We start from the raw sequence: 21,350 nt of genomic DNA on the forward strand, positions 1-21,350 counted from the left end.
CTGTAAATTTAGTCCTTTATGCAGCGGACAGAGTAAGCATAATATTTTGGTTTGTAATCCAATTCAACAGAACCATATATACGCAACCCCATATACCACGCCTCATAGCTACTTTCTTCTTCAGAGCACCAAAAAAAGGCTTCCTCCTCTCCCACAAAATAAATTCCGTCATCACGTCGATACCCAGCACGATCCAACCCAAACGAAAAAGACCACAATGTTTTCGTTGAAAACTCATATGTAAGTAAACTATCAAGGTCAAACACATATGTAAGATCAGGAAAATCACCAAGACCCAGCCTCCTATTGGACGTGAAATCTAGAGCTTCGCCTGCAATTGAATCGCCACCGACAACATCTAGCAACACTCCAAATTCTTTTTCACTCGGCAGGTGCCAACCCGCAGGGCAGGCCTTTAGTGCAACCTGCCACTTGTACAGGCGACCATACTTGGAGCATTTTGATTCGTTGTCTTCATAGCAATAGCTATCCTGCGTCTTGAAATTGAGGTTTTCCGCCATCCACGTTTGGTTGCCAATCTTCACTGTCTTGTACTTCTTGCCATCGCGCAAATCCATGAACGAGCCCGTCACGGCGGAAGTCGCCGCCACCGCAGCAACCGCCATCAGCGCAATCAAGATGAAAAAGAACCTTTTAGACATGTTTTAAATATACGATTTATGCCTTCAAAAAAATTTTTCACACCACAAATTCTTACTGATTAATCACTGATTTAAGCGATTAATCACCCAATTACAAAATCCGCTGTTGCTGTTTTTCGTTCAAAATCAACATTTCCAGGCTTGGCACGATTCTTGCAAATATATAAGAAGAATTTTTCACCCTTCAACTATTGACAATATGTCAAATCTGATATATATTTTATGAGTCCGAAACACAAACCTATAGTCTGGCTGCACGAGCAGCCACAAACGCCACCACTATCTCAAAAAGCGAGGATAGAAACAGGATATTTACTACGGTTGCTGCAGTCGGGGATAACTTTGTCGCTACCACAAAGCCGTCCGATGCCATCCATAGGAGCTCACTGCCATGAGCTTCGAATTCGTGACGAAAACAAAAACTGGCGCTTATTTTACCGCATAGACACAGATGCAATAATCGTGATTCTATGGGCAGAAAAGAAAACGGCAAAAACACCTGACGAAGTAATAGACCTATGTCGCAAGCGATTGAAATCTTACGATGCGGAGGACTGATTTATGGATAAGCTGAAGAAAGAAAGATTGAAGAAGAAGGGTTGGAAAATCGGGGACGTGGACGAATATCTCGGGCTAAGCCCCGCCGAAATGGCGATTGTCGAGATGAAGGCCGCTCTGGCAAAAGCGCTCATCGCCAAGCGGAAGGCTTGCGGCGAAACACAGGTCTCCGCCGCAATCCTTGCGAAGACGAGCCAGTCACGATACGCGAAGGTGGAACACGCCGATTCGAGCGTCTCGCTAGAACTGATGATCAAGATGTTCTTTGCCCTAGGGGCAACCAAGAAAGAACTGATTAGGACGCTGTCGGCGTAGATTTCTATCTTTTTCACCATGGCATTCTTCACGAGATCGAACCTTGACGACCTGCGGCGCGAAGCGGACCAGCTCTCCATCTGCGTCGAGCATTTTTTGTACGCCTCCGAAATCGTGCCCGAATGGGACGAGAAGACGAAGGGATTCTACGACAACTGCATCGAAAAGTGCAACGGCAGGCTCAAAGCCATCCACTTCCTGATGGAAAACATCCGCACGCAGAAGGAATCGGCCCCAGAATCCGAGGAACCCGACAAATCGAATGACTAAACTTTCGGAAATAAGGCTTACGAAGTTTGGCTGGTTCCTTACAATCGGCTGCTTATTTCCCATAGTTTTTTTATTTCTTGCCCCATTTCTCCTAGGGGGTTTATCAAAAATCAACGATGCTTGGGAAACCAAATGGACTTCCTTTTCATTTGAAAAAGAGACGTATTGGATAGACAACGTCTTTGGTGGGTATATGGGGGTGGAAGAAATAGCAATAGAAAACGAAAACACCTTCACCCTATTTGGAGCTTCAGATTCAGTCTCGAGAGATAAACGCCACCCGATAGCCATGCGAACGACAGATGGCGGCAAAAACTGGAAACTATCAAGGGAACCCATAAACTTTCGTTACGCCCAATTTTTTCACAGGTGCGACAGCGTATTCATGGTTCGCTATTTAGAAACAAGGTATAGAGGAGAGCATCAAGTTTATGTTTCTACTGGCAATTATATGAACTGGGAGTATTTCGGAAAGACTGTATACTCAGGTCTTGGGTACGCTAGAGTGAAACAAGAAGACTCTTCTTTTGAAACAAAATCTTTCCTGCTAGAAAAAGAAAACATAGCTACTTGGAGTTATGGAGACCTATGCAGCAGCTTGGGTAAAAAATACGCCCAGAGCGACAAGAACTGGATTATTTGTGGATACGACCGCCCTGACTCATCGATTCATGAAGTCCATATTCTGCATAAATACAAGGGCGAATACAAGATACACAGTTCTTTTCCGAACAAGTGGCATATCTTCACTGCCGTAGGAATGAATCCGTCCGATTTCTACGTTGAGGATAGTTTGTTTGTAGCGCTCCTGGATTTCAAGATGAGCAACTCAGGCGTGAGCTGGCTCCACTACTTGTACTACAGCACTGACGGCGGAAAATCATGGCACAACAGGAAACTTCCGCGTTTTTCAGAAGAGCGCCTGATGGTCACCGAGGACAAGATCCTCATTCTTGGCTTAGACGAATACTCGCAAAAGGGTCGGATACTAGTCTCCATTCTCACAATGCCGAGACCCAAAAGATAGCGTACAAGCCCCCTTTGCCCCGTTTTCATTAAATTCCTTTTACATACGGGGCAGATTTTTCTAAATTTACCGCCGTAAAATCGGGTTTCCCGAACCAGAATTTAAACTTTAACCCATAGGCTCATCCATGGCAAAAACATTCAAGAAAGCTGAAGAAGTCGAAGTGCTCGGCACCGACGCGGAATCGTTCCGCAAGGCGTTCACCGACCACATCCACCACACGCTCGCCCGCAACAAGGTGACCGTGACCGACCACGAGAAGTTCCTCGCCGTCGCTTACGCCGTCCGCGACCGTCTCGTGGACCGCTGGATCAAGACCCAGGAGACCTACTACAAGCAAGACGTGAAGCGCGTCTACTACCTCTCCCTCGAATTCTTGATTGGCCGTACGCTCGGCAACTCCGTGCTGAACCTCGACGTCGAAAGCGCCGTCACCGAAGCGCTCGACGAAATCGGCATGACCCTCGAAGAACTCCGCGAACAGGAAGTTGACGCGGGCTTGGGTAACGGTGGCCTCGGCCGCCTCGCCGCCTGCTTCTTGGACTCCATGGCCACGCTCGAACTCCCGGCCACCGGCATGGGTATCCGCTACGAATACGGCATGTTCAGCCAGAAGATTGTGAACGGCGAACAGGAAGAACAGCCGGACAACTGGCTGCGCCTCCCGAACCCCTGGGAAATCGCCCGCCCGGCCAACGCCATCAAGGTCCCGTTCTACGGCTATGTGGTGAGCTGGGTCGACGACAAGGGCAGGCTCCGCAACCGCTGGGAAACGAAGGACTACGTGCTCGCCCTCCCGTACGACACCCCGATTCCGGGCTACAAGAACAACACCGTGAACAACCTGCGCCTCTGGAGCGCGAAGTCCACCGACGACTTCGGCCTCAGCTACTTCAACAACGGTGACTACATCGCCGCAGTGCAGGACATGGAACTCTCCGAAACGATTTCGAAGGTTCTGTACCCGAACGACTCCTCCATGAACGGTAAGGAATTGCGCCTCAAGCAGCAGTACTTCCTGTGCTCTGCCTCCCTGCAGGACATCATCCGCCGCTTCAAGAAGCTCCACGAAGGTGACTGGAAGAAGTTCCCCGAAAAGGTCGCAATCCAGCTGAACGACACGCACCCGGCAATCTCCATCGCCGAAATGATGCGCATTCTCCTCGACATCGAGAACATGGAATGGGACGAAGCCTGGGACATCGTCACCAAGACGTTCGCTTACACGAACCACACCCTGATGCCCGAAGCCCTCGAGAAGTGGCCGGTCAGCCTCTTCGAGAAGCTCCTCCCGCGTCACCTCCAGATCATTTACGAAATCAACGCACGCTTCCTGCGCATGGTCAGCATGAAGTGGCCCGGCGACAATGCACGCCTCGCCCGCATGAGCCTCATCGAGGAAGGCGGCTGCAAGATGGTCCGCATGGCCTACCTCTCCATCGTGGGTTCGTTCGCCGTGAACGGCGTGGCCGCACTCCACTCCGACCTCCTGAAGACAACGCTCTTCAAGGACTTCTACGAACTGTGGCCCGAAAAGTTCAACAACAAGACGAACGGCGTGACGCCGCGTCGCTGGGTCCGCAAGGCCAACCCCGCCATGTCCGAACTCATCACCAAGAAGATTGGCGAAAGCTGGGTCAAGGACCTCGACGACCTGAAGAAGCTCGAGAAGTTCGCCAAGGACGCCGCATTCCAGAAGGAATTCATGGCCGTCAAGAAGCAGAACAAGGAACGCCTCGCCAAGTACCTCAAGGCAACGCAGGGCGTCGATGTCGATACCGACACGTTCTTCGACGTGCAGGTGAAGCGCATCCACGAATACAAGCGCCAGCTGCTGAACATCCTCCACGCCATCCACCTGTACATCCAGGTGAAGGACGGCAAGGAAATCATGCCGCGCACCATCATGATCGGTGGTAAGTCCGCTCCGGGCTACTGGATGGCCAAGCAGATCATCCGCCTTGCCAACGCCGTCGCCGCCATCATCGACGCCGACCCGGTCTGCAAGGGCAAGCTCAAGATGGTGTTCCTCGAGAACTACCGCGTCTCCTTCGCCGAGAAGATTATCCCGGCGGCTGACCTCTCCGAACAGATTTCTACCGCGGGCACCGAAGCCTCGGGTACCGGCAACATGAAGTTCGCCCTCAACGGCGCGCTCACCATCGGAACGCTCGACGGCGCCAACGTGGAAATGAAGGAAGAAGTCGGCGACGAGAACATCTTCATCTTCGGCCTCACCGTGGAAGAAGTCACCGACCTGCTCGCCAAGGGCTACCGTCCGCGCGACTTCTACGAGAAGGACGACGACCTGCGCCGCGTGATTGACCTCATCGGTTCCGGCTTCTTCAGCCCCGACCGTCCGGACCTCTTCAAGCACATTGCAGACAAACTCCTCACCCACGACCCGTACATGCTCTGCGCCGACTTCCGCAGTTACGTGGACATGCAGGCCAAGGTGGCGAAGGAATACCAGAACAAGAAGGCATGGGCCGAAAAGGCTATCCTCAACGTGGCACGCATGGGCAAGTTCAGTTCCGACCGTACCATCAAGCAGTACGCCGAGGAAATCTGGCACGCCAAGCCCTGCAGCATCAAGCTGTAATCGGCCCGTTTGTCATCCCCGGCTTGACCGGGGATCTAAGATGTTCGCCTGCGCGAACATGACGATTGTAGAAAGTCCCGCGAGAAATCGCGGGATTTTTTTTTCTTTTTTTTTGCAAGCGCAAGATTCGTCCTTATTATAAAAACGAAGCTATGCGAAGCAAATGGAAAAATTACTTATTGCCGGGAGGCGATTTTCACGCAGTCCGCCGCAATCCGGGCAATGCGCTTGCCCCAGTCACCGCAGGCTCCGTCCAATAGCTTGAGGAAGAACCTGTGTTCGTTCTCGAGCGAATCCGGGATGTGGGCGATTTCGCCGTTGTCGAGATATCGCGCGAGACTCACGGTGTAATCAGAGCCGGGAGAGCCTCCCTGCCGGCCATAGCTCACGGAAATCGTGCGTACATCTACGTCGCTGTCGCGGTTCACGTAAAAATCCGCAGTCACGCCCTTGTAGGGCCCGCGCGCAACCTTCAAATACAGCCTTGCCCTATCGCGGGATTCGGCAGATGTCTTGAACGAGATATCGACATCTTCATACCGGAACAGGGTGAAGAACAGCCCGAGATCGTGAACCAGCAAATCGAGGGAAACGTCTACATCGCGGCAGCGTTCAGAATACTTGTGCTCGCGCCGGAATTCCAGGCGCACGTTGCCCGCGGGCAGATTATCGCCAGCAACAAACATATCGCCAGCAACAAACATATCGCCGGCACCTAATTGTTTATCGCCGGCATCGTATTGTTTATCGCCCGCACCAAGACGCGCGTTCAGTTCCGCAAGGAAATGCTTGCGAAAGTTCAGGAAAATCGGATTGAAGCATTCCGACTGCGCGACAAAAAGGAGCGTATCGTTTTTCGCAGCCAGGTCTACAAGTTCCTGCGCCTCCTCGCCGGAGATGGCAAGAGGTTTTTCGACAAGCACGGGAATCTTACGTTCCAGAAAGAACTTCGCGTAGGCATAGTGCGTCGATGCCGGCGACGCGATTACCGCAAAGTCTGCGGGCAATCCACCTGCAGTCTCGCACGTTAATTTATCAGTAATCTCGTTAAATTCTTCTTGATTGTCCGCAGCAGCGATAAACTTCACACCGCACGCTTCAAAACGTGCGCGATGCCGCCCGCCCATGGTGCCGTTCCCGACAAGGATTGCATTATACGGTTTCATCGTGCAACCTCGTTGAACGACGCTTTCCCATCAGGCAAGTTCGTTTCATCAACCCGCACACTTCCCGCAAGGTCAACATCTCGACAAACCACCCGATGTCCCTCGGGCATAGCCTTCAAGCAATACGCATGGCAGTAGCGGTCTCCTTCCGTCAGCTGGCAGGCAGGCAATTCAAAGAACCTGTATTCCGGTCGCGGGCCTTCGTGATCGAGCAATATGCCATCGGGCGTCACAGAAAGCGTGAACTTGTCCGGCGAAAGCGCCATCCCGCGCCCGGTCACCTTCATGTAGCATTCCTTCAGCGTCCAGAGCCTGCAAAAAGCAATATCCTGCGCATCGCCTTCCGGGAAAGAACGTATCCACGCATTCTCGGATTCCTTGAAGAAACGCTCCGCAAGGCGGGAACGCCCCGGACGCACGCGCTCCACGTCGCAACCCGCCTCGTAGGGCGAAATAACGCACATCACGCGCGTCTTGGAATGCGAGAGGTTGAAGTGCACCTCCGGCTCATCGCGAAAAGCGGGCTTCCCATTCTCGCCGAGCACCACATGGGCGTCCGCGCCTTCAATCCCGAAATCGCGACAAGCGATACGCAACAGCAGGCCCACCCCGAGCGACTGCGCACGGCCACCCGGGAACTTGAAACGCATCGCCTTCTCGCGGCGGTACTCGGGCACCGTCCCGAGCAGCCTTTCAAAAACTGCGGGGTCATTCAGAGCCGAAATATCTGCCGTGTAGACGAGCGTATCCATACCGCGCAATATAGCAATTTAGGCCTATTGCACGCCATACCGCAAAGATTTATATTTTACCACATGGACATCAAGAAGACAAACGCGGCACGCATTCTCGACCGCCAGAAAATCAGTTACGAGCTCATCCCCTACAAGGTCGACGAGAACGACCTCGGCGCACAGCACGTTGCCGACAGCCTCGGCGAAGACATCAACCAGGTTTTCAAAACCATCCTCGTTCACGGCGACAAGATCGGCTACCTCGTGTGCGTGGTGCCGGGAAATCTCGAAGTGGACCTGAAGGGCGCCGCCAAGGTCAGCGGCAACAAGAAAATCGACACCGTCCCGCTCAAGGACTTGACGCCGCTCACCGGCTACATCCGCGGCGGCTGCAGCCCGCTCGGCCTCAAGAAGAACTTCCCCATCTTTATTCACGAGACGGCGATGCAGTTCCCGTTCATCTACGTGAGCGCGGGCGAACGCGGCCTGCAACTGAAAATCGCGCCTGCCGACCTCGTAAAGGCGACGCGCGCGACCGTCGGCGTGATTGCGAGAGTCCCGCCCGAAGCCCCGCAGGACTAGTTTCTTTACTTCACCGAGATGCTGCGGACGTTCCCGCCCTGCTTCACCAGAAAGATGCCGGAATGGAACCTGGCCTTGATGGCCGTGGTCAAGGCAGCATCGTTTTCCGTTTCAAAGGAACTGAGGAACTTGCCCTGGGCGTCGAATACGAGCGACGTATTGCTGCCGACGGTCACGGAGCGTATTCCCTGGAGAGCCGTGGTCGACGAACTGCTGACCTCAGGAGCAACAGAAGAACTCGACGGCGTATCGCTCTCGATATAGACCTTCGCATAGGGGAAATCATACTCGCCCCTGGCTTTTGCCCCTTCGGAGTTTCCCGCTTCGCCAAGAATCTTTGCCTCGTGCATCTTGCCCATCTTCATGCCGAGTTCTTCCCACTTCTTGAAGTGGGCCGTAATGTCGATGGTACCGCAGTCGCGCTTCGAAGTACGCACACTGAAATACTGCTTGAAGTACTTGTTGTCTCCATCGATGGAATAGGAGGTACGGTCGCCTTCGTAAACCGTATACTTCGCTCCATCAATGTCATAAACACCATGTTTCTTTGCTGAGGATCCCTGGGCCACCCAATCGCCAGGCATGTATTCACTGCCGGTGTTATCGACGATGTACCACTCCACCAGCGGTTCGCGGGTCCAGCCATAAATACCGATATAGGAATACTGAATTCCCGAAAGATTGTTCTTGACCAACTTGAAATCCGCCTTCATGTGGCCAAGTTCGGCATGGGTCTTGTCGCTATTGAAAGAAAGCCCCGCGCGGCAAAGGTAGTCCTTGGCGCCGGTCATCTGGCAGTTGAAAGAACCATCGTCGTAGAACGTCGCGGAACCACCGTTGCCGCCTTCGTTCCAGAGTTCATATCCGATACCGTTACTGAACGAACCCACATTGTTCGTGGAGACCTCCACCTTGGAACCGCTATGGGCGGCAGTGTTGCAGAAATCCTGCGCAAACGCATTTGCAGCCAGGGCGCACATGGCAACCAGGCCATACTTGAGAATAGCTTTCATACAAACATCCTTTTTTCAAGAAATCTACTACAAAAACACGTTTTCGCAGGGAGCATCCACCGCGCCCGTTATTCCAAGTTGGAACATTCAGGGCCCTGACGCAGGAATTTAGGCTATATTTAGAGAAAGCTCAAAAAGTTCGCAGCGCCCCTTGTAATCGTCACGGCAGCAAGTGCCGTCTTTTTCGCATGTTCCTCCGATTCGAGCAGCTCCGGCCCCGCAGAAGAACCGCCCGCGAGCAGCAGCGACAAGATTGCCACGAATTCTTCGAGTTCGCTTCGGCTCAGCTCAGCGAACTTATCATCCTCTTCAATAGACGTTTCCGTCTCCGCCGAGACATCCTCCAGCGACAAGGGCTCTGATAAGGTTGGTGAGCCTGCCGAACCTGCCGAAGTGTACCTCTGGCACGACGAATTCGACTCAATCGACACCGCCACATGGACATTCGAGACAGGAGCGAGCGGCTGGGGCAACAACGAGTGGCAATACTACACCGCGCGCAGCGAGAACACCTTCGTGCAAGACGGCATCCTCCACATCCGCGCGAACAAGGAAGATTACGAAGGCGCAAAATACACCTCGGCCCGTATGATAACCAAGGGCAAGTTCAGCTTCACCTACGGCACGGTAGAGGCCCGCATCGCGCTACCCGTAGGCAAGGGAATCTGGCCCGCATTTTGGATGCTAGGCGAAAACATCGACGCAGTTTCCTGGCCCGCCTGTGGCGAAATCGACATCATCGAGGCGGTAAACGACGAGAACGTTGTCTACGGCACCAACCATTGGCAAGCCGGAGGGAACCAAGCCGACTACGGCAACAACACCAAAGATTACTACGGCACGAGCAAGGAACTCGACATCACGCAGTTCCACAACTACAAGATGGTCTGGAACGAAAAGCTCATCGCGATGTACGTCGACGATTTCAAGTACCAAGAATTCGCCATCGAAGACGCGAAGGACGGGCTGGAGGCATTCCACAAGCCGCAATTCTTCATATTGAACGTAGCCGTCGCAGGCAACTGGCCCGGATTCGAGGTAGACGATTCGCAGTTCCCGAACGAGATGCTCGTGGACTACATCCGCGTCTCGCAGCCGTAAAGCGCGCTATCCCGCGTCTACTCGGTCCACTCGTAATCTGTGTCAATCACCGGGCATTTCCCCGCACCCGGGTCGCGGTCCGCATAAATACGATTCTCGAAGGGCATGCGGTCCATTTCACCGCAGTAGATGAACACGAATCCAAATACCTGGCCCTGGGTACTCCTGCAATTGCTGTCGCGGATATCGAGAACCGTAAGCGTATCGCTTGCAACGCCCACAAGCATGTGCGCGATGGAGCCTTCCTGACCACGCACGTTGTACAGGTACGTTTCGCAGCTCGAATCTTCTGCGGCCGCCTTCTGTGCCTGCGCGATAAGGCCCTTTGCCGATTCCGGGAACACGCTATTCAGGGCCTCGAGCCTGCCGCTCATCTTGTGCAGACCGGGGCTGTTCAGTTCCGTCACAGCACCCTCAACCGGCTGATTACCCGTATCCGAAGAATCATCCGGAGTATGGGGCGGATTCAACGTACTGACGGATTTCGCGGAATACACAACCGCAGAGGCAATGACCGCCTTGTCGAACTGCGCATCCGACACCCCGTAGAAACTTGCATAGTCTTCAAGCCCTGTCGGATTCATGGCGGGCTCACCGGGGCTAACGGAAGAAGAACTGCTTTTCGGTTCCGGCAGCATGGACTCACTCGGCTTTTCCGACGAACTGGATGCCGGTTCATTTTCCGACGAACTTGACAACGGCTCATCTAGTTCCGAACTGGACAGGCGCTCTTCCGGTTCCAAGCAGGAACTGGAAGATTCCAGGGCCAATTCGTTCGGTTCTACAGCGGTACCAGCAAGTTTGTCGGAATCGGAACAACCACAAACAAGCGCAACAGCAAGAACCGCAAGCGCAGACAAAGTAAAATGCAGGCGAACCGCCGAGAATCCAAAAGCCTTATTCATCGTCATTCTCCTTGTCGCTGCAGGCAACGGCATCGCCTTCCTTGATGTTCTTCGTCAGCGGGAAAAGTTGCAGGTTCAGGCGGTAAACCTGCTCGATGTTCTTTTCTTCCGAAGCGAGCGCCACTATCCGACGGAGGCATTCGTCAAGTTCCTTCACGATTCGCCCGTACAGTTCCCTGGATATGCCCATGGTGACGCCCGTGAAGTTGCGTTCATTCACGGGGAGTTCCAGCGCGGGTGTCGCGAGCTTGGACATCTGGCGGTGCATTCCGCGCAGGGCAAGCCTTGTGGCATCGGGCGTTCCGGTAATCGAACTTTCCGTCTGCAAGAAGTTTTCGTCTTCGGTCTTTTTCAGGAGTCCCGACTTCGTGAGGAAATCGAGCGACTCGCGCACCTCGGCGGCACTCACGTCGGCATAGAACTTCTTCGCCATCTCGCCCGGAGTCGCGCCCGGCATCTGCGGGGCAAGTTCGCGCACCACCGGGTTCTGCCACGTCTCGTAAAACTTGAACAGGTCGCCTTCCAGCACGCGCACCTTGTGCACCTTCGCGATGGCGAGCATGTTGTTGTAGGCGGCGACCTTCTTCTCTTCGGATTCCACCTGACCGTATTCCACCATCGCGCGGAAATATTCCATCTCGAACCCCACGAGGCCCATGGCAGCCCCCGTGCGTTCCACGCCAATCCTGCTGAGCTTGCTCTTGCCGTCGCAAACTACCTTCATGTACGAAGAAGAAGTGAAGCCCGCGATTTTCGAGAACTCACGCCACGAAAAGGCGGAGCAGCGCTTGCGCTCCTCGTAAAAATCCAGCATGTACTTGCGGAAATCGGAATATTCGACAATCGGTTTCATCACTCACAAATATACATTCCGCGGTCATCAAAAGCAAGCGTTTCATAGAACAAAATCAAAGTTTTTGTTAAAATTTGGTCATTTTTAGCAAATTTTATCATATTTTTGCCACGTATTGAACATTTTGTTGCATATACGCACGGATGCACGACCCGCATTTTTCTACATTTGGCACCGACTGTTTCAAGGAGCACGCCATGTCTTTTGTCATCGACCTGAAGAACAAGGTTTTGCAAGGGTACGAAATCAACCGCGAAGAGGCTATCCAGCTGCTGGACGCCGACCTCGGCGAACTCACGCAGGCCGCGAACGAAATCCGCGAGAAATTCCACGGAAACGACTTTGACTTTTGCTCCATCGTGAACGCCCGCAGCGGGCGCTGCTCCGAAAACTGCAAGTATTGCGCACAAAGTAGTTACTACCGCACGGGCGCACCCGAATACAAGTTGCTCAGCGCCGACGAAATCGTCGATGACGCGAAGAAGAAGGAAGCGGCAGGCATCCCGCGATACTCCATCGTCACATCGGGACGCACGCTCTCGAACCGCGATGTCGAACAAATTAGCGAAGCCATCCGCAGGCTCAAAAAAGAGACCAAACTTTCCGTATGCCTTTCGGCAGGCCTCCTGAACAGGGAACAGTTCGAGAAGCTCAAGGAGGCGGGCCTCACCCGCTTCCACAACAACCTGGAAACCTACCGCAGGCACTTCCCCGACGTTTGCACCACGCACACCTACGACGACAAGATTGCCACCTTGCATAACGCGCTTGCCGCAGGGCTCGAAATCTGCAGTGGCGGCATCATGGGGCTCGGCGAGACGATGGAAGACCGCATCGACATGTGCCTCGACCTGCGCGGGCTCGGCGTGAAGTCCACTCCGGTAAACGTGCTGAACGCCATCCCCGGCACTCCCTACGAGAACCTCCCGAAACTCACGAACGACGAGTTCTGCCGCATCGTGGCAATCTACCGCTTCATCAACCCGAAGGCGTTCATCCGCCTCGCTGGCGGTCGCGGCGTACTGGGCGATGACGGCAAGCGCGCATTCCAGAGTGGTGCGAACGCGGCCATCACCGACGACATGCTCACTACCGCCGGTGTAAACAGCTGCAAGGACTTCGAACTCGTGAAGGGTCTCGGGTTCGAACCGCACGGATTCATCGGATAGGAAAGCCCAGCCCCCTAAAGGGAGCGCGTTTTAATTACATTTCGTAGCGATGGTTTCGCTTTCGAAAATCGCAGGCTTGATACTGGTCCCGATTTGTGCGGGGCTTGTGTGTTGCGCATTCCCCGAACGCACGGGTTACGACCGTAACATCGGCGACTACAAGCCGGTATCCACAGATGCGGGCGCGGCACAGGCAAGCAATACAAGCGAAGATGCACCGGCAAAAAATGCGCAGGGAGAAGCAAAGGCAGAACCCGCAAGAACTGCGGCAAGGAGCGATTCTAGCCAGCACAAGAACTCCGCGCAGAAAGTCCGCGACGCGGCGACCCGGAAAGAAGCGGCAAAGGCGGCGCCGAAACCCGAATCGAAAGGTTCGCTCGAAAAATACGCAAGCGGATGGATTGGCGCGAAATATGTGTATGGCGCCGCAAGCAAGAGCAAGACCGATTGTTCCGGGTTCGTGATGCAGGTTTACAAGGGTTACTTCAACATAGCGCTAGACCACAATGCAGCAAGCATGTACAAGGACAGCCGCGGGTCAAGCGTGAGCCGCGGGAGCCTGCGCGAAGGCGACCTGGTGTTCTTCGGGAGTTTCTGGAAAATCGACCACGTGGGCATCTACCTTTCGGGAGACAGGTTCATACATGCAAGTTCCAGCAAGGGCGTGATGATATCGCCCATGAACGACAAGTACTGGAGCCACAAGTACCAGGGCGGGAGAAGGTTTAGGTAATTGATAATTGATGATTGATGATTGATAATGGATAATACACGCTGTTTACTATCTTTCACACTATGAAGAAAATCGCATTTCAGGGCCGGCGCGGGGCCTACAGCGAAAGCGCCGCATATCACTTGTTCGGAAACGATATCGAAGTTGTCCCGATGGACACGTTCGAGCAGATTTTCCAGGGCATCGAGACCGGCGCCGTGGATGGTGGGGCTATCCCCATCGAGAACTCCACCGCAGGTTCCATCTACGACAACTACGACCTTCTGTACAAGTGGCGCCACCCTATCGTGGGCGAAGTCAAGCTTCAGATTTCGCATAGCCTGTGCGCGCTCCCCGGAACAAAGCTAGCAGACCTGAAGGAAGTGCTGAGCCACCCGCAGGGCCTTGCGCAATGCAGCCGATTCTTCGGGCGCAACCCGAAAATCAAGAGCACCGCGTTCTACGATACCGCAGGCAGTGCCGAAGAGGTTGCGAAGCGCGGCGATAAAACCGTAGGCGCGATTGCGAGCGCCTACGCCGGCAAGTTCTACGGCCTGGATATCTTGGCCGAAGGTATAGAGAACTTGCCGGGGGTGAACTTCACCCGGTTTTACGCCATCCAGAAGACGGCAAACCCGCTTCCGGAAGAAGGCACAATCAAGACAACGTTGTTGTTCATGCTGAGCGATTCCGGCAAGTCAGGAGCACTGCATGCCGCACTCGGGTGTTTCGCGAAGCGCGACCTGAACCTCACCCGCATCGAGAGCCGCCCGCATCCTGACCGCCCGTGGGAATACATATTCCACCTCTCCTTCGAGGGGAGCCCGAAGGACCCTGCCGTCATCGAGGCGCTCAAGGAACTGCAAAGCTACTGCGACTTCGTGTACCGTCTCGGGAGTTTCCGCGAAGGCACGACGGAGAAACTGAGTTATTAATTGATAATTGATGATGGATGATTGATAATTGGAGCAATTATGGCCTACGAACGTACTGACCGAAAATTCGACGAATACCGCAATCTCAAGATGACCACCGGCTTCATTTCGAGCGCCGACGGTTCTGTGCTCATCGAGATGGGACGCACCCGCGTCATCTGCAACGCGACACTCCTGCCGAAAGTCCCTGACTGGCTTGCCGGACGTGGTACCGGATGGATTACTGCCGAATACAGCCTGCTCCCGCAAAGCACGGGCAAGCGCGTAGAACGCGAACGCAAGGGCGCGAGCGGCCGTACGCAAGAAATCCAGCGCCTGGTGGGCCGCTCGCTGCGCGGCGCAGCCGACCTTGCAGCACTTGGCGAGAACGCAATCGTGGTCGACTGCGACGTGATCGAAGCCGACGGTGGCACGCGTACCGCGAGCATCATCGGCGGCTTCGTGGCCCTTGCCATTGCCCTCAAGAAAATCAAGGAACGCCTCGGCATCACGCAGCAGATTCTGAAGCACGGCATCACCGCAATCTCCGTGGGCGTCGTCTCGGGCAAGCCGCTCTGCGACCTGTGCTATGTGGAAGATTCCGCCGCCGACGTCGACATGAACGTCGTGATGCAGGATGCAAAGAATTTCATCGAGGTGCAGGGCACGGGCGAACACGCGAGCTTTGACCGCAACATGCTCAACACGCTCCTCGACCTCGGCGAAAACGCCTGCAAGGATATCTTCAAGAAGCAGATGGAACTTATCGGCGGCGAATTACCTTAAGCGACCGTTCGCGCCAAACTCAAGTAATGTCGCTCCGGCAAGCGCTCACTCTCGCAACCGCCCCTAGTTAATACTAGGGGCTTTGTTGCTCACAGGACGACCGCTCGTCATTCCAAATAGTAAAGGCCCGTTGATACGGGCCTTTTTCGTTCACGGGGCGACCGCACGTTCTAAACTTTCCAGTCGCAGAAATTCTTGAGCATCGCAAGCCCCACATCACCGCTCTTTTCCTGGTGGAACTGGCTTGCAATCAGGTTGTCCTTGCCGATAAGCCCCTGGAACGTCTGCGTGCCGTAAGTCGTTTCGGCAAACGCATATTCCGCGGGCACTACCGGATGGTAGGAATGCACGTAGTAAAAATCGCAACCACTGCGGATGCCCTTCATAATCGGGTGCTCGCGCGTGAAGTTCACCTGGTTCCAGCCCATGTGCGGAATCTTGAGGCCCGGTTCATCCTTGAATCGAACCGCCTTGCCGGGGATTAGCCCGAGGGTCTTGACACCGCCGTCTTCTTCGCTCTCTTCGAGGATAATCTGGCAGCCGATGCAAATGCCGAGCACCGGGTTTCCCGCCTTCACCACGGCCTTGATGGCATCGCCGATACCCGTGCGGGTAAGCGTCTCCATCGCAGAGGCGGCGGCACCCACACCCGGGAAAATCAGGCGGGGCGCCTTCGCGATTTCGTCCGCATCGCGGCTGGACTTCGCGTCTACCCCGATACGGGCAAGCGCGTTCATCACGGATGTCAAGTTACCGGCGTTGTAGTCGACCACGATTACGGACATAGGGAATTCCTTTTGTTAAACCTGTGCCAAAGATAGAAAAAAAGGTGGCAAGCGCCACCCTGACAGGTTTTGTAAAAGATTATTCTACTTCTTATCCCAATTGGTACACGTTCCACAATTAGTTTTATTCCTATTCTGGACACTCCCTTTACCATTATTATTGCAATTCTTCTCTGACCATTTTTTGCATTCGCTATTAGGCCGATAATTACCGTTGCAGTTTCCGTCTACAATGTCTCCGTCACAGTAATCGTTATCAGCATCGAATTCATGATAATCGCCCAAGCCAACAAAGCCCGTAACGCCTCCTTGTCCAACCGGCGTACCACTGATTACACCAGTACCACCCGTACTTCCCGAACCACCATTTGTCTGCGTCTCATTTGCGGAACTCCCTGGCACTGTACTCGCGGAAGAACTAGCGGAACCCTGAGTTGCGCTGCTCCCAGCACTACTCCCAGCATTACTTCCCGTACCGCTTTCCGGTTCCACCTTTTCGCAAGTACCTCCCGTTTGTTTTTTCTTCGGAGCATCACCAACAGTAAAGCCGGCATTTCTCGCCTTGCCCGGAGGAGCGAACATTCCACAAGCAGAAACGCAGACCCAGCCATACTTGTTGCCGTTGTCGTTCTTAACAGAGGACGCCAGCGCATCGCAATCACCCTGCTGGCTTGAAGTACTCTGCGCAGTCGTGTTTTCGCCTTCCTGCGGGGGCGAGCTTGGGGTCGACGGATTTTCTGTCGGTGTTTCCGCCGGAGTTTCCGGCTTATCCGGAGTCTTGTTCTCCGTCCCCGCCACATGCAGTTCGCCCGTAGTCTCGCACATTCCCTCGACCGTCTCGCCCACTTCGCCCCAAGTAGAAGTCAACATAGCGCACTCCGGCGAAGAAATTATCTTGCGGTAGTCAATTTCGCGTTCACCTGCCGGGTCTATCACGACAGCCCACGCACTCCCCGTCACGCAGGAATTCAGGCCCGCACGGCTCGTCGCCTGCCAGCCCGGCATGTCCGGTTCCATCTGGTCAAAAACAATCGTCCCGTTGATGCAACCGCTGTAGTCAAAATACTCCGTCTGCCCGTTCCCGGGAGCACCGTACCCGATGTTCTTCCAGCTGCCAATGCCGTTGTTTTCGTGCAGGTAGGCGTTCTGCAGGCTCACGTATGTACCCGCAGCAACGGGAACTTCAGAAGCTCGCGCCTTGGCGATAACGCCAAACAACTTGGGCACCCCCACCCCAGCGAGGACACCCAGGATGACGACCACCACCATTATTTCTACGAGAGAAAAGCCCTTTCTCATACACCGGCCTCTTATCAATTGTTTTCCAAACATAAAAATACATCGTTTCGGCTATAAAGTCAATAGATTTGCGACAAAATGTAAAGGAAAATAAACAAAAAGTGTCCAAAAACGCACATTTTTGGACACTGACAATAAAATTCTATGGAATTACTGGTTCAGAAAATCGAGCGCCTCGCCAGCAAGTTCCACGCAACGATTGCACGGAATGACCTTGTTCGGCCGGATTTCAGCGCACTTGGTAAAGTTCTGCGCACCGCGTTTGAAAAAGTCCTCGATGGCATCGGCATGGTCGGGCTGCATCATCTTGGCCGCATAGAGCGCACCGCAGGCGCCGTTCGGGGCCTTGCCTCCACCGAATGCGCGGAACATCTCCGCCGCCTCAACGGCTTCCGCCTCGGATTTGCCCGTGGCGCGGGCATAACCGTAAGCCACCGACATCGCGCAGTTCCCGCGCTTGTCCGCATGGAATTTCTTCGAAATTTCGGAAATCTTTTCTGCCATATAGAACCTTATTTAACCCTGATGACCTTCGACGCAAGCAGCTTGTTGCCAGCCATGAGCCTTGCCACCATGGTTCCGCGGTGGAGGTTCTCGAGGTTCACACGGGCCTGGGCCCCTTCGAAACTCTGTGCCAGCAGCTGGTTGCCGAGCATGTCGAAAATCTTCAAGGTCTTGGTGCCCCGGGCGTTTGTCTGCATGTAGAGCGTGTTGCGGCTGAGCTGCATCTGGGTGTCAAGTCTCTGTGCGACTCTCACAAAGCCTACGCGGTCGTCGGTAGTATTTGCGGGGCCGTAACCCCACAGTAGCTTACCCTTGTCACGGACGACGATGTAGGGATTCTGAGGCGCTTCCTGAATATCGCCTTGATCCTTGTCCCAATCCGGTGCGCCTGCGTAAGCGGGAGCATCCTTGCTGGCCTCGTGCGCGGTAAAGCTCCAGCCTTCCGTTACCTTGACCTTGGCGGGAGTGCGAAGCGTTTCGCACGTATTACCCTCCTTAATACCGGAAGATACGCCTACGTCCATTCGGATTCTAGTTCCAAGTCCGATACTTCCGACATAAATGGGTTGTACCCATGTGTACGTCTTTTTCTCTTCGTTGTAGGTGTCTTCAACCTTTTGAGGTCCATGGCTCCTCATATAGTTTCTTATTTCCGAATCGTTACTACAAGCCTTGATGAATCCGGCCATATCGTAAGTTGCGCATAGGTCTTGATCGAATATGACCCCGCACGCATCCACATCTTCTTCGGTTGCGTCAAAGTAGATATAGGCCATAACGCTGTCAACGTCTTTTATGGTTTCATTGAAGATTTGAATATTGAACATGTCCATGTCTGTCCACGTATAGTGATATGCCGTTGCGTAGACCTCTTCAGAGAATGGATTGATTTCGCCGGTCTTGCAGTTGTCGCACTTCTTTTCGTAGTAGTCACTGCCACCATTGCTTACAAGGGTGAGGGCCGACAGCAGCGTCGCAGAGGCGTCAAGGCAGGTTTCAGACAAATGATAATCTTCCCAACTCATTTTGCTTTCCGGAACCAACGAGCTTGAATCGCCAGGAACAGTCCCACCAAAAAGGGCTCCTACGGGGCAATTATACTTGTAGTTAAAACCCGGAGAGGTCTTGCCTTCGGGGTTAGAAGCACGGTGATGCGGGTGAGCGTCGTTCTTATCGCCAATGCCGTACACAAACGAAACGTCCCACGGATTCACGCCGAGCATGTAGTTCAGCTGGTTGATGCCGAGCTGGCGCATTTCACTTGCCTTGAGGCCCGTACTTGCCATAGCCGGGAGCGTGGCGCCCTGCTTTTCGATATCGGCGGCTACATCGGCGTATGCCAAAACTTCAAAGATGTTTCCCGCTTGATAACGGTTGAAATTCCATTTCTGGTCGGTAAGCATCGTGTACCAGATGGGGTTGTACTTTACCGTATTGCCTTTGAAGGCGACGCCACCTGCCGGAAGCACAACCGATTCGCTCCCGATGCTTCCGCTTACATCACTGAGGTTCGCAATCATGTCGGCAAGGCAGTCTTCAATGGCCGCGAGGCGTTCAGCTTCGGTAAGTCCATATTCAGATGTTGCCTTGGTCTTGTCGGCAAGAATCAACTTGTACAAAGCGTACAGCGCGAAACTATGGGCGTTAGCCCAGCTGGTGTTCTTTACGTTTTTGAGCATGCCACTCGCATCGGCAGCGAACCAACCGCCACCAAAGAAGCCTGCGCCGTCACGGATCTGTTGACTTGCGAACAATTCCGTCGTGCGGATCATGTCGTCGGCGTAATCTTTTTTGCCTGTAGCGTACAGGAGCGCTACCGAAGCGAGCGCCAAGTCGTCGGTAAACTCATTGTTGCCGTTATAGGCGGGAGAACTGAAGGTAGTCTTGTTGTTCTTGAAAGTCTTGCCTTGGGCCAAATCCTTCGCAAAGGCATACATCTTTTCGGCAACCACCAAGCAACTGTCTGCAAATTTCTTGTCGTACTTGGCGTAGTCCTTGGAAAGAATTGCAAGGCCTGCTGCGATGTCACTGGAAATGTTGGCGCCGAGTTCTCCGAGTCGCACGATTCTGGCTGCGGGACCACCACGGTCTGTGGCAACGGAAGAATTGTCTGTCGGAAGATAATCCTGAGCTTCGGGGCGTCCCCACCAGCCGTGATCACTACCGAAGCTGCCTACAGAAACAGGCATGTCGTCAACGACGCCCTTGGCGAATTCGTACGCTTTCAAGAAGAAGTCAGCACCATGCTTGGCCTCGCGCAAGACATCGGGCACGCCATCGGTCTTGACAAATTCACCCTGGTTGTAATCGTAGTGGTCCACGTCTTTACCGGGGTTGGTGGCATGCATCACGGCAAGGGTCATGAAGGCGTACGCCATGGTCTGCGATTCCTTCAGGTGATCACCACAGTCATACCAACCGCCTGCCAAAGAACCTGCCCTAGATGCGTCAAAGGAAGAGGTAGTATCTCCTGCCGTAGTAATCGCGCCACCGCCGTCTTTGGTATGGCTCGGTCCGTGGAACCAGGACTCGGAGTTTCCGCTGCGCTGGATGCCGAAGAACTTGAGCGTGGCATCCTTTGCCATGGTGTAAACGTCGTCGCTCACAATGAAGGTGCTAGAGATTTCGTCACCGACCTTGATGCGCAGGCGCTTTTCGGTAGGTACGTTCTGCGGGATGTTTCCAACCTGGATAATGCCGGAAGGACCAGTGAATTCAACTTTGTAGCGCTGTTGATCATTTGTTGTTGCGTTTGTGCCGGCAACAATGGTCCAGTTGCTCGCCGTTTCGGTGGTGGTCGTGGTAAAGAGACCGGTCACCTTAGTGCTGAGCGACTTTCCGTCGGCATCCACAATTTCAAAGTCCTTGGCCGCACCCACAAAGTAGAACTGGCGAACTTTGTCGCTCTTGAGGTAGCCTGCCTGGTTCACGCGGATCGGCGAAATCTTGGTGTTGATGGCATCAAAGTAGGCCTGGTCCAGGGTGTCGGGCATCATCGCCCCCGCCTTAAAGCTTGCAGGCGTTGCGGGAATATTCAGAACGCCAATCTTCTTGGTGACCGTCGTGTCAAAGTTTTCGAACACTTTTGCGTCCCAGCTCAAGGGCCAGGTCGGGCGAATCAGGTCGTATGGCGTGGTAGCGGCCATTGCCGTAGAGGCTGAAATGGCGGCCAGGGTAGAAATTGCGGTTAGTACCCCAAAATTCTTCATAATCTTCCTCCTTTTAGGATAAGTTATAATAAATATAATACACCGCACCCCCATTTGCAAATATTTATGCACAAAAGTTTGGTAAAAGCCCCCCCCAGCAACACACCCAAAACAAGGCAATCGAAGCAAAATGAATCGCAAAAAAGGCCCTGCAAAAAGCAGAGTCTTTATAAAAAGCAGGAAT

General features: G+C 53.8%; 22 protein-coding genes. 11 read left to right on the forward strand and 11 right to left on the reverse strand.

Annotation, left to right across the window (positions count from 1 at the left end):
* Positions 1-8: 8 nt before the first annotated feature.
* On the reverse strand, positions 9-662 hold the full coding sequence (locus BUA44_RS03330; protein ID WP_072808554.1) for a fibrobacter succinogenes major paralogous domain-containing protein: 654 nt from the start codon (positions 660-662) through the stop codon (positions 9-11).
* 222 nt (positions 663-884) lie between these two features.
* Between BUA44_RS03330 and BUA44_RS16120 the strand changes: the two genes are divergently transcribed.
* The 5 genes from BUA44_RS16120 to BUA44_RS03355 all read left to right on the forward strand — a co-directional run bounded on the left by BUA44_RS16120 (position 885) and on the right by BUA44_RS03355 (position 5,434).
* Entirely contained in the window at positions 885-1,220 is a 336-nt protein-coding gene (locus tag BUA44_RS16120; protein ID WP_072808556.1) for a type II toxin-antitoxin system RelE/ParE family toxin, read from the forward strand.
* A 3-nt stretch (positions 1,221-1,223) separates the two neighbouring features.
* Entirely contained in the window at positions 1,224-1,535 is a 312-nt protein-coding gene (locus tag BUA44_RS03340; protein WP_072808558.1) for a helix-turn-helix domain-containing protein, read from the forward strand.
* A gap of 18 nt (positions 1,536-1,553) precedes the next feature.
* The gene (locus BUA44_RS03345) at positions 1,554-1,805 is read left to right on the forward strand and encodes a hypothetical protein (protein ID WP_072808560.1); all 252 of its coding nucleotides are present in this window, start codon (positions 1,554-1,556) and stop codon (positions 1,803-1,805) included.
* A complete protein-coding gene (locus BUA44_RS03350) occupies positions 1,798-2,832 on the forward strand; it encodes a hypothetical protein (protein ID WP_072808562.1) in 1,035 nt (344 codons plus the stop codon). The genes BUA44_RS03345 and BUA44_RS03350 overlap by 8 nt, the downstream gene beginning before the upstream one ends.
* Positions 2,833-2,959: 127 nt before the next feature.
* A complete protein-coding gene (locus tag BUA44_RS03355) occupies positions 2,960-5,434 on the forward strand; it encodes a glycogen/starch/alpha-glucan phosphorylase (RefSeq protein ID WP_072808564.1) in 2,475 nt (824 codons plus the stop codon).
* 176 nt (positions 5,435-5,610) lie between these two features.
* Here BUA44_RS03355 and BUA44_RS03360 read toward each other — a convergent pair whose 3' ends face one another.
* Together BUA44_RS03360 and BUA44_RS03365 are read right to left on the reverse strand one after the other, a co-directional pair.
* A complete protein-coding gene (locus BUA44_RS03360; RefSeq protein WP_072808566.1) occupies positions 5,611-6,600 on the reverse strand; it encodes a Gfo/Idh/MocA family protein in 990 nt (329 codons plus the stop codon).
* Entirely contained in the window at positions 6,597-7,352 is a 756-nt protein-coding gene (locus BUA44_RS03365) for a 4'-phosphopantetheinyl transferase family protein (protein ID WP_072808568.1), read from the reverse strand. Before BUA44_RS03365 ends, BUA44_RS03360 begins: the two co-directional genes overlap by 4 nt.
* Positions 7,353-7,415: 63 nt before the next feature.
* On the opposite strand from BUA44_RS03365, the gene ybaK reads away from it, so the two are divergent.
* Positions 7,416-7,916, forward strand: a complete 501-nt coding sequence (gene ybaK / locus BUA44_RS03370) for a Cys-tRNA(Pro) deacylase (RefSeq protein ID WP_072808570.1) — start codon at positions 7,416-7,418, stop codon at positions 7,914-7,916.
* A gap of 5 nt (positions 7,917-7,921) precedes the next feature.
* On the opposite strand, the gene BUA44_RS03375 is transcribed toward ybaK, so the two are convergent.
* Together BUA44_RS03375 and BUA44_RS15890 are read right to left on the reverse strand one after the other, a co-directional pair.
* Positions 7,922-8,929 (reverse strand): glycoside hydrolase family 11 protein, encoded by a 1,008-nt coding sequence (locus BUA44_RS03375; protein WP_072808572.1) that lies wholly within the window; start codon positions 8,927-8,929, stop codon positions 7,922-7,924.
* Between the two features lie 119 nt (positions 8,930-9,048).
* Complete coding sequence (locus BUA44_RS15890) at positions 9,049-9,282, reverse strand: hypothetical protein (protein WP_072808574.1); 234 nt, start codon at positions 9,280-9,282, stop codon at positions 9,049-9,051.
* A gap of 40 nt (positions 9,283-9,322) precedes the next feature.
* Between BUA44_RS15890 and BUA44_RS03385 the strand changes: the two genes are divergently transcribed.
* Positions 9,323-10,030 (forward strand): glycoside hydrolase family 16 protein, encoded by a 708-nt coding sequence (locus tag BUA44_RS03385; RefSeq protein ID WP_255370444.1) that lies wholly within the window; start codon positions 9,323-9,325, stop codon positions 10,028-10,030.
* A gap of 17 nt (positions 10,031-10,047) precedes the next feature.
* Here BUA44_RS03385 and BUA44_RS03390 read toward each other — a convergent pair whose 3' ends face one another.
* Together BUA44_RS03390 and BUA44_RS03395 are read right to left on the reverse strand one after the other, a co-directional pair.
* The gene (locus BUA44_RS03390; protein ID WP_143151846.1) at positions 10,048-10,935 is read right to left on the reverse strand and encodes a hypothetical protein; all 888 of its coding nucleotides are present in this window, start codon (positions 10,933-10,935) and stop codon (positions 10,048-10,050) included.
* Positions 10,928-11,788 (reverse strand): TIGR02147 family protein, encoded by an 861-nt coding sequence (locus tag BUA44_RS03395; protein ID WP_072808580.1) that lies wholly within the window; start codon positions 11,786-11,788, stop codon positions 10,928-10,930. Before BUA44_RS03395 ends, BUA44_RS03390 begins: the two co-directional genes overlap by 8 nt.
* A gap of 197 nt (positions 11,789-11,985) precedes the next feature.
* Here BUA44_RS03395 and bioB point away from each other — a divergent pair, with 197 nt between their 5' ends.
* The 4 genes from bioB (at position 11,986) to rph (ending at position 15,369) form a co-directional block, all read left to right on the forward strand.
* The gene (bioB, locus tag BUA44_RS03400) at positions 11,986-12,957 is read left to right on the forward strand and encodes a biotin synthase BioB (protein WP_072808886.1); all 972 of its coding nucleotides are present in this window, start codon (positions 11,986-11,988) and stop codon (positions 12,955-12,957) included.
* Between the two features lie 49 nt (positions 12,958-13,006).
* Positions 13,007-13,690: a C40 family peptidase gene (locus tag BUA44_RS03405; protein ID WP_072808582.1), complete on the forward strand. Its 684-nt coding sequence runs from the start codon at positions 13,007-13,009 to the stop codon at positions 13,688-13,690.
* 62 nt (positions 13,691-13,752) lie between these two features.
* Positions 13,753-14,604, forward strand: coding sequence for a prephenate dehydratase (locus BUA44_RS03410; RefSeq protein ID WP_072808584.1), 852 nt, complete (start codon positions 13,753-13,755; stop codon positions 14,602-14,604).
* Between the two features lie 39 nt (positions 14,605-14,643).
* Positions 14,644-15,369 (forward strand): ribonuclease PH, encoded by a 726-nt coding sequence (rph, locus tag BUA44_RS03415; RefSeq protein ID WP_072808586.1) that lies wholly within the window; start codon positions 14,644-14,646, stop codon positions 15,367-15,369.
* A gap of 170 nt (positions 15,370-15,539) precedes the next feature.
* On the opposite strand, the gene hisH is transcribed toward rph, so the two are convergent.
* The 4 genes from hisH to BUA44_RS03435 form a co-directional block, all read right to left on the reverse strand.
* Positions 15,540-16,154 carry an imidazole glycerol phosphate synthase subunit HisH gene (gene hisH / locus BUA44_RS03420; protein ID WP_072808588.1) on the reverse strand — a complete coding sequence of 205 codons (615 nt, stop codon included), beginning with the start codon at positions 16,152-16,154 and terminating at the stop codon, positions 15,540-15,542.
* Positions 16,155-16,238: 84 nt separating this feature from the next.
* The gene (locus BUA44_RS16060; protein WP_072808590.1) at positions 16,239-17,453 is read right to left on the reverse strand and encodes a pilin; all 1,215 of its coding nucleotides are present in this window, start codon (positions 17,451-17,453) and stop codon (positions 16,239-16,241) included.
* A gap of 150 nt (positions 17,454-17,603) precedes the next feature.
* Entirely contained in the window at positions 17,604-17,957 is a 354-nt protein-coding gene (locus tag BUA44_RS03430; protein WP_072808592.1) for a hypothetical protein, read from the reverse strand.
* Positions 17,958-17,965: 8 nt separating this feature from the next.
* Complete coding sequence (locus tag BUA44_RS03435; protein ID WP_072808594.1) at positions 17,966-21,166, reverse strand: glycoside hydrolase family 9 protein; 3,201 nt, start codon at positions 21,164-21,166, stop codon at positions 17,966-17,968.
* Positions 21,167-21,350: the final 184 nt, after the last annotated feature.

The organism is Fibrobacter sp. UWR3 (assembly GCF_900143055.1).
Taxonomy (GTDB): domain Bacteria; phylum Fibrobacterota; class Fibrobacteria; order Fibrobacterales; family Fibrobacteraceae; genus Fibrobacter.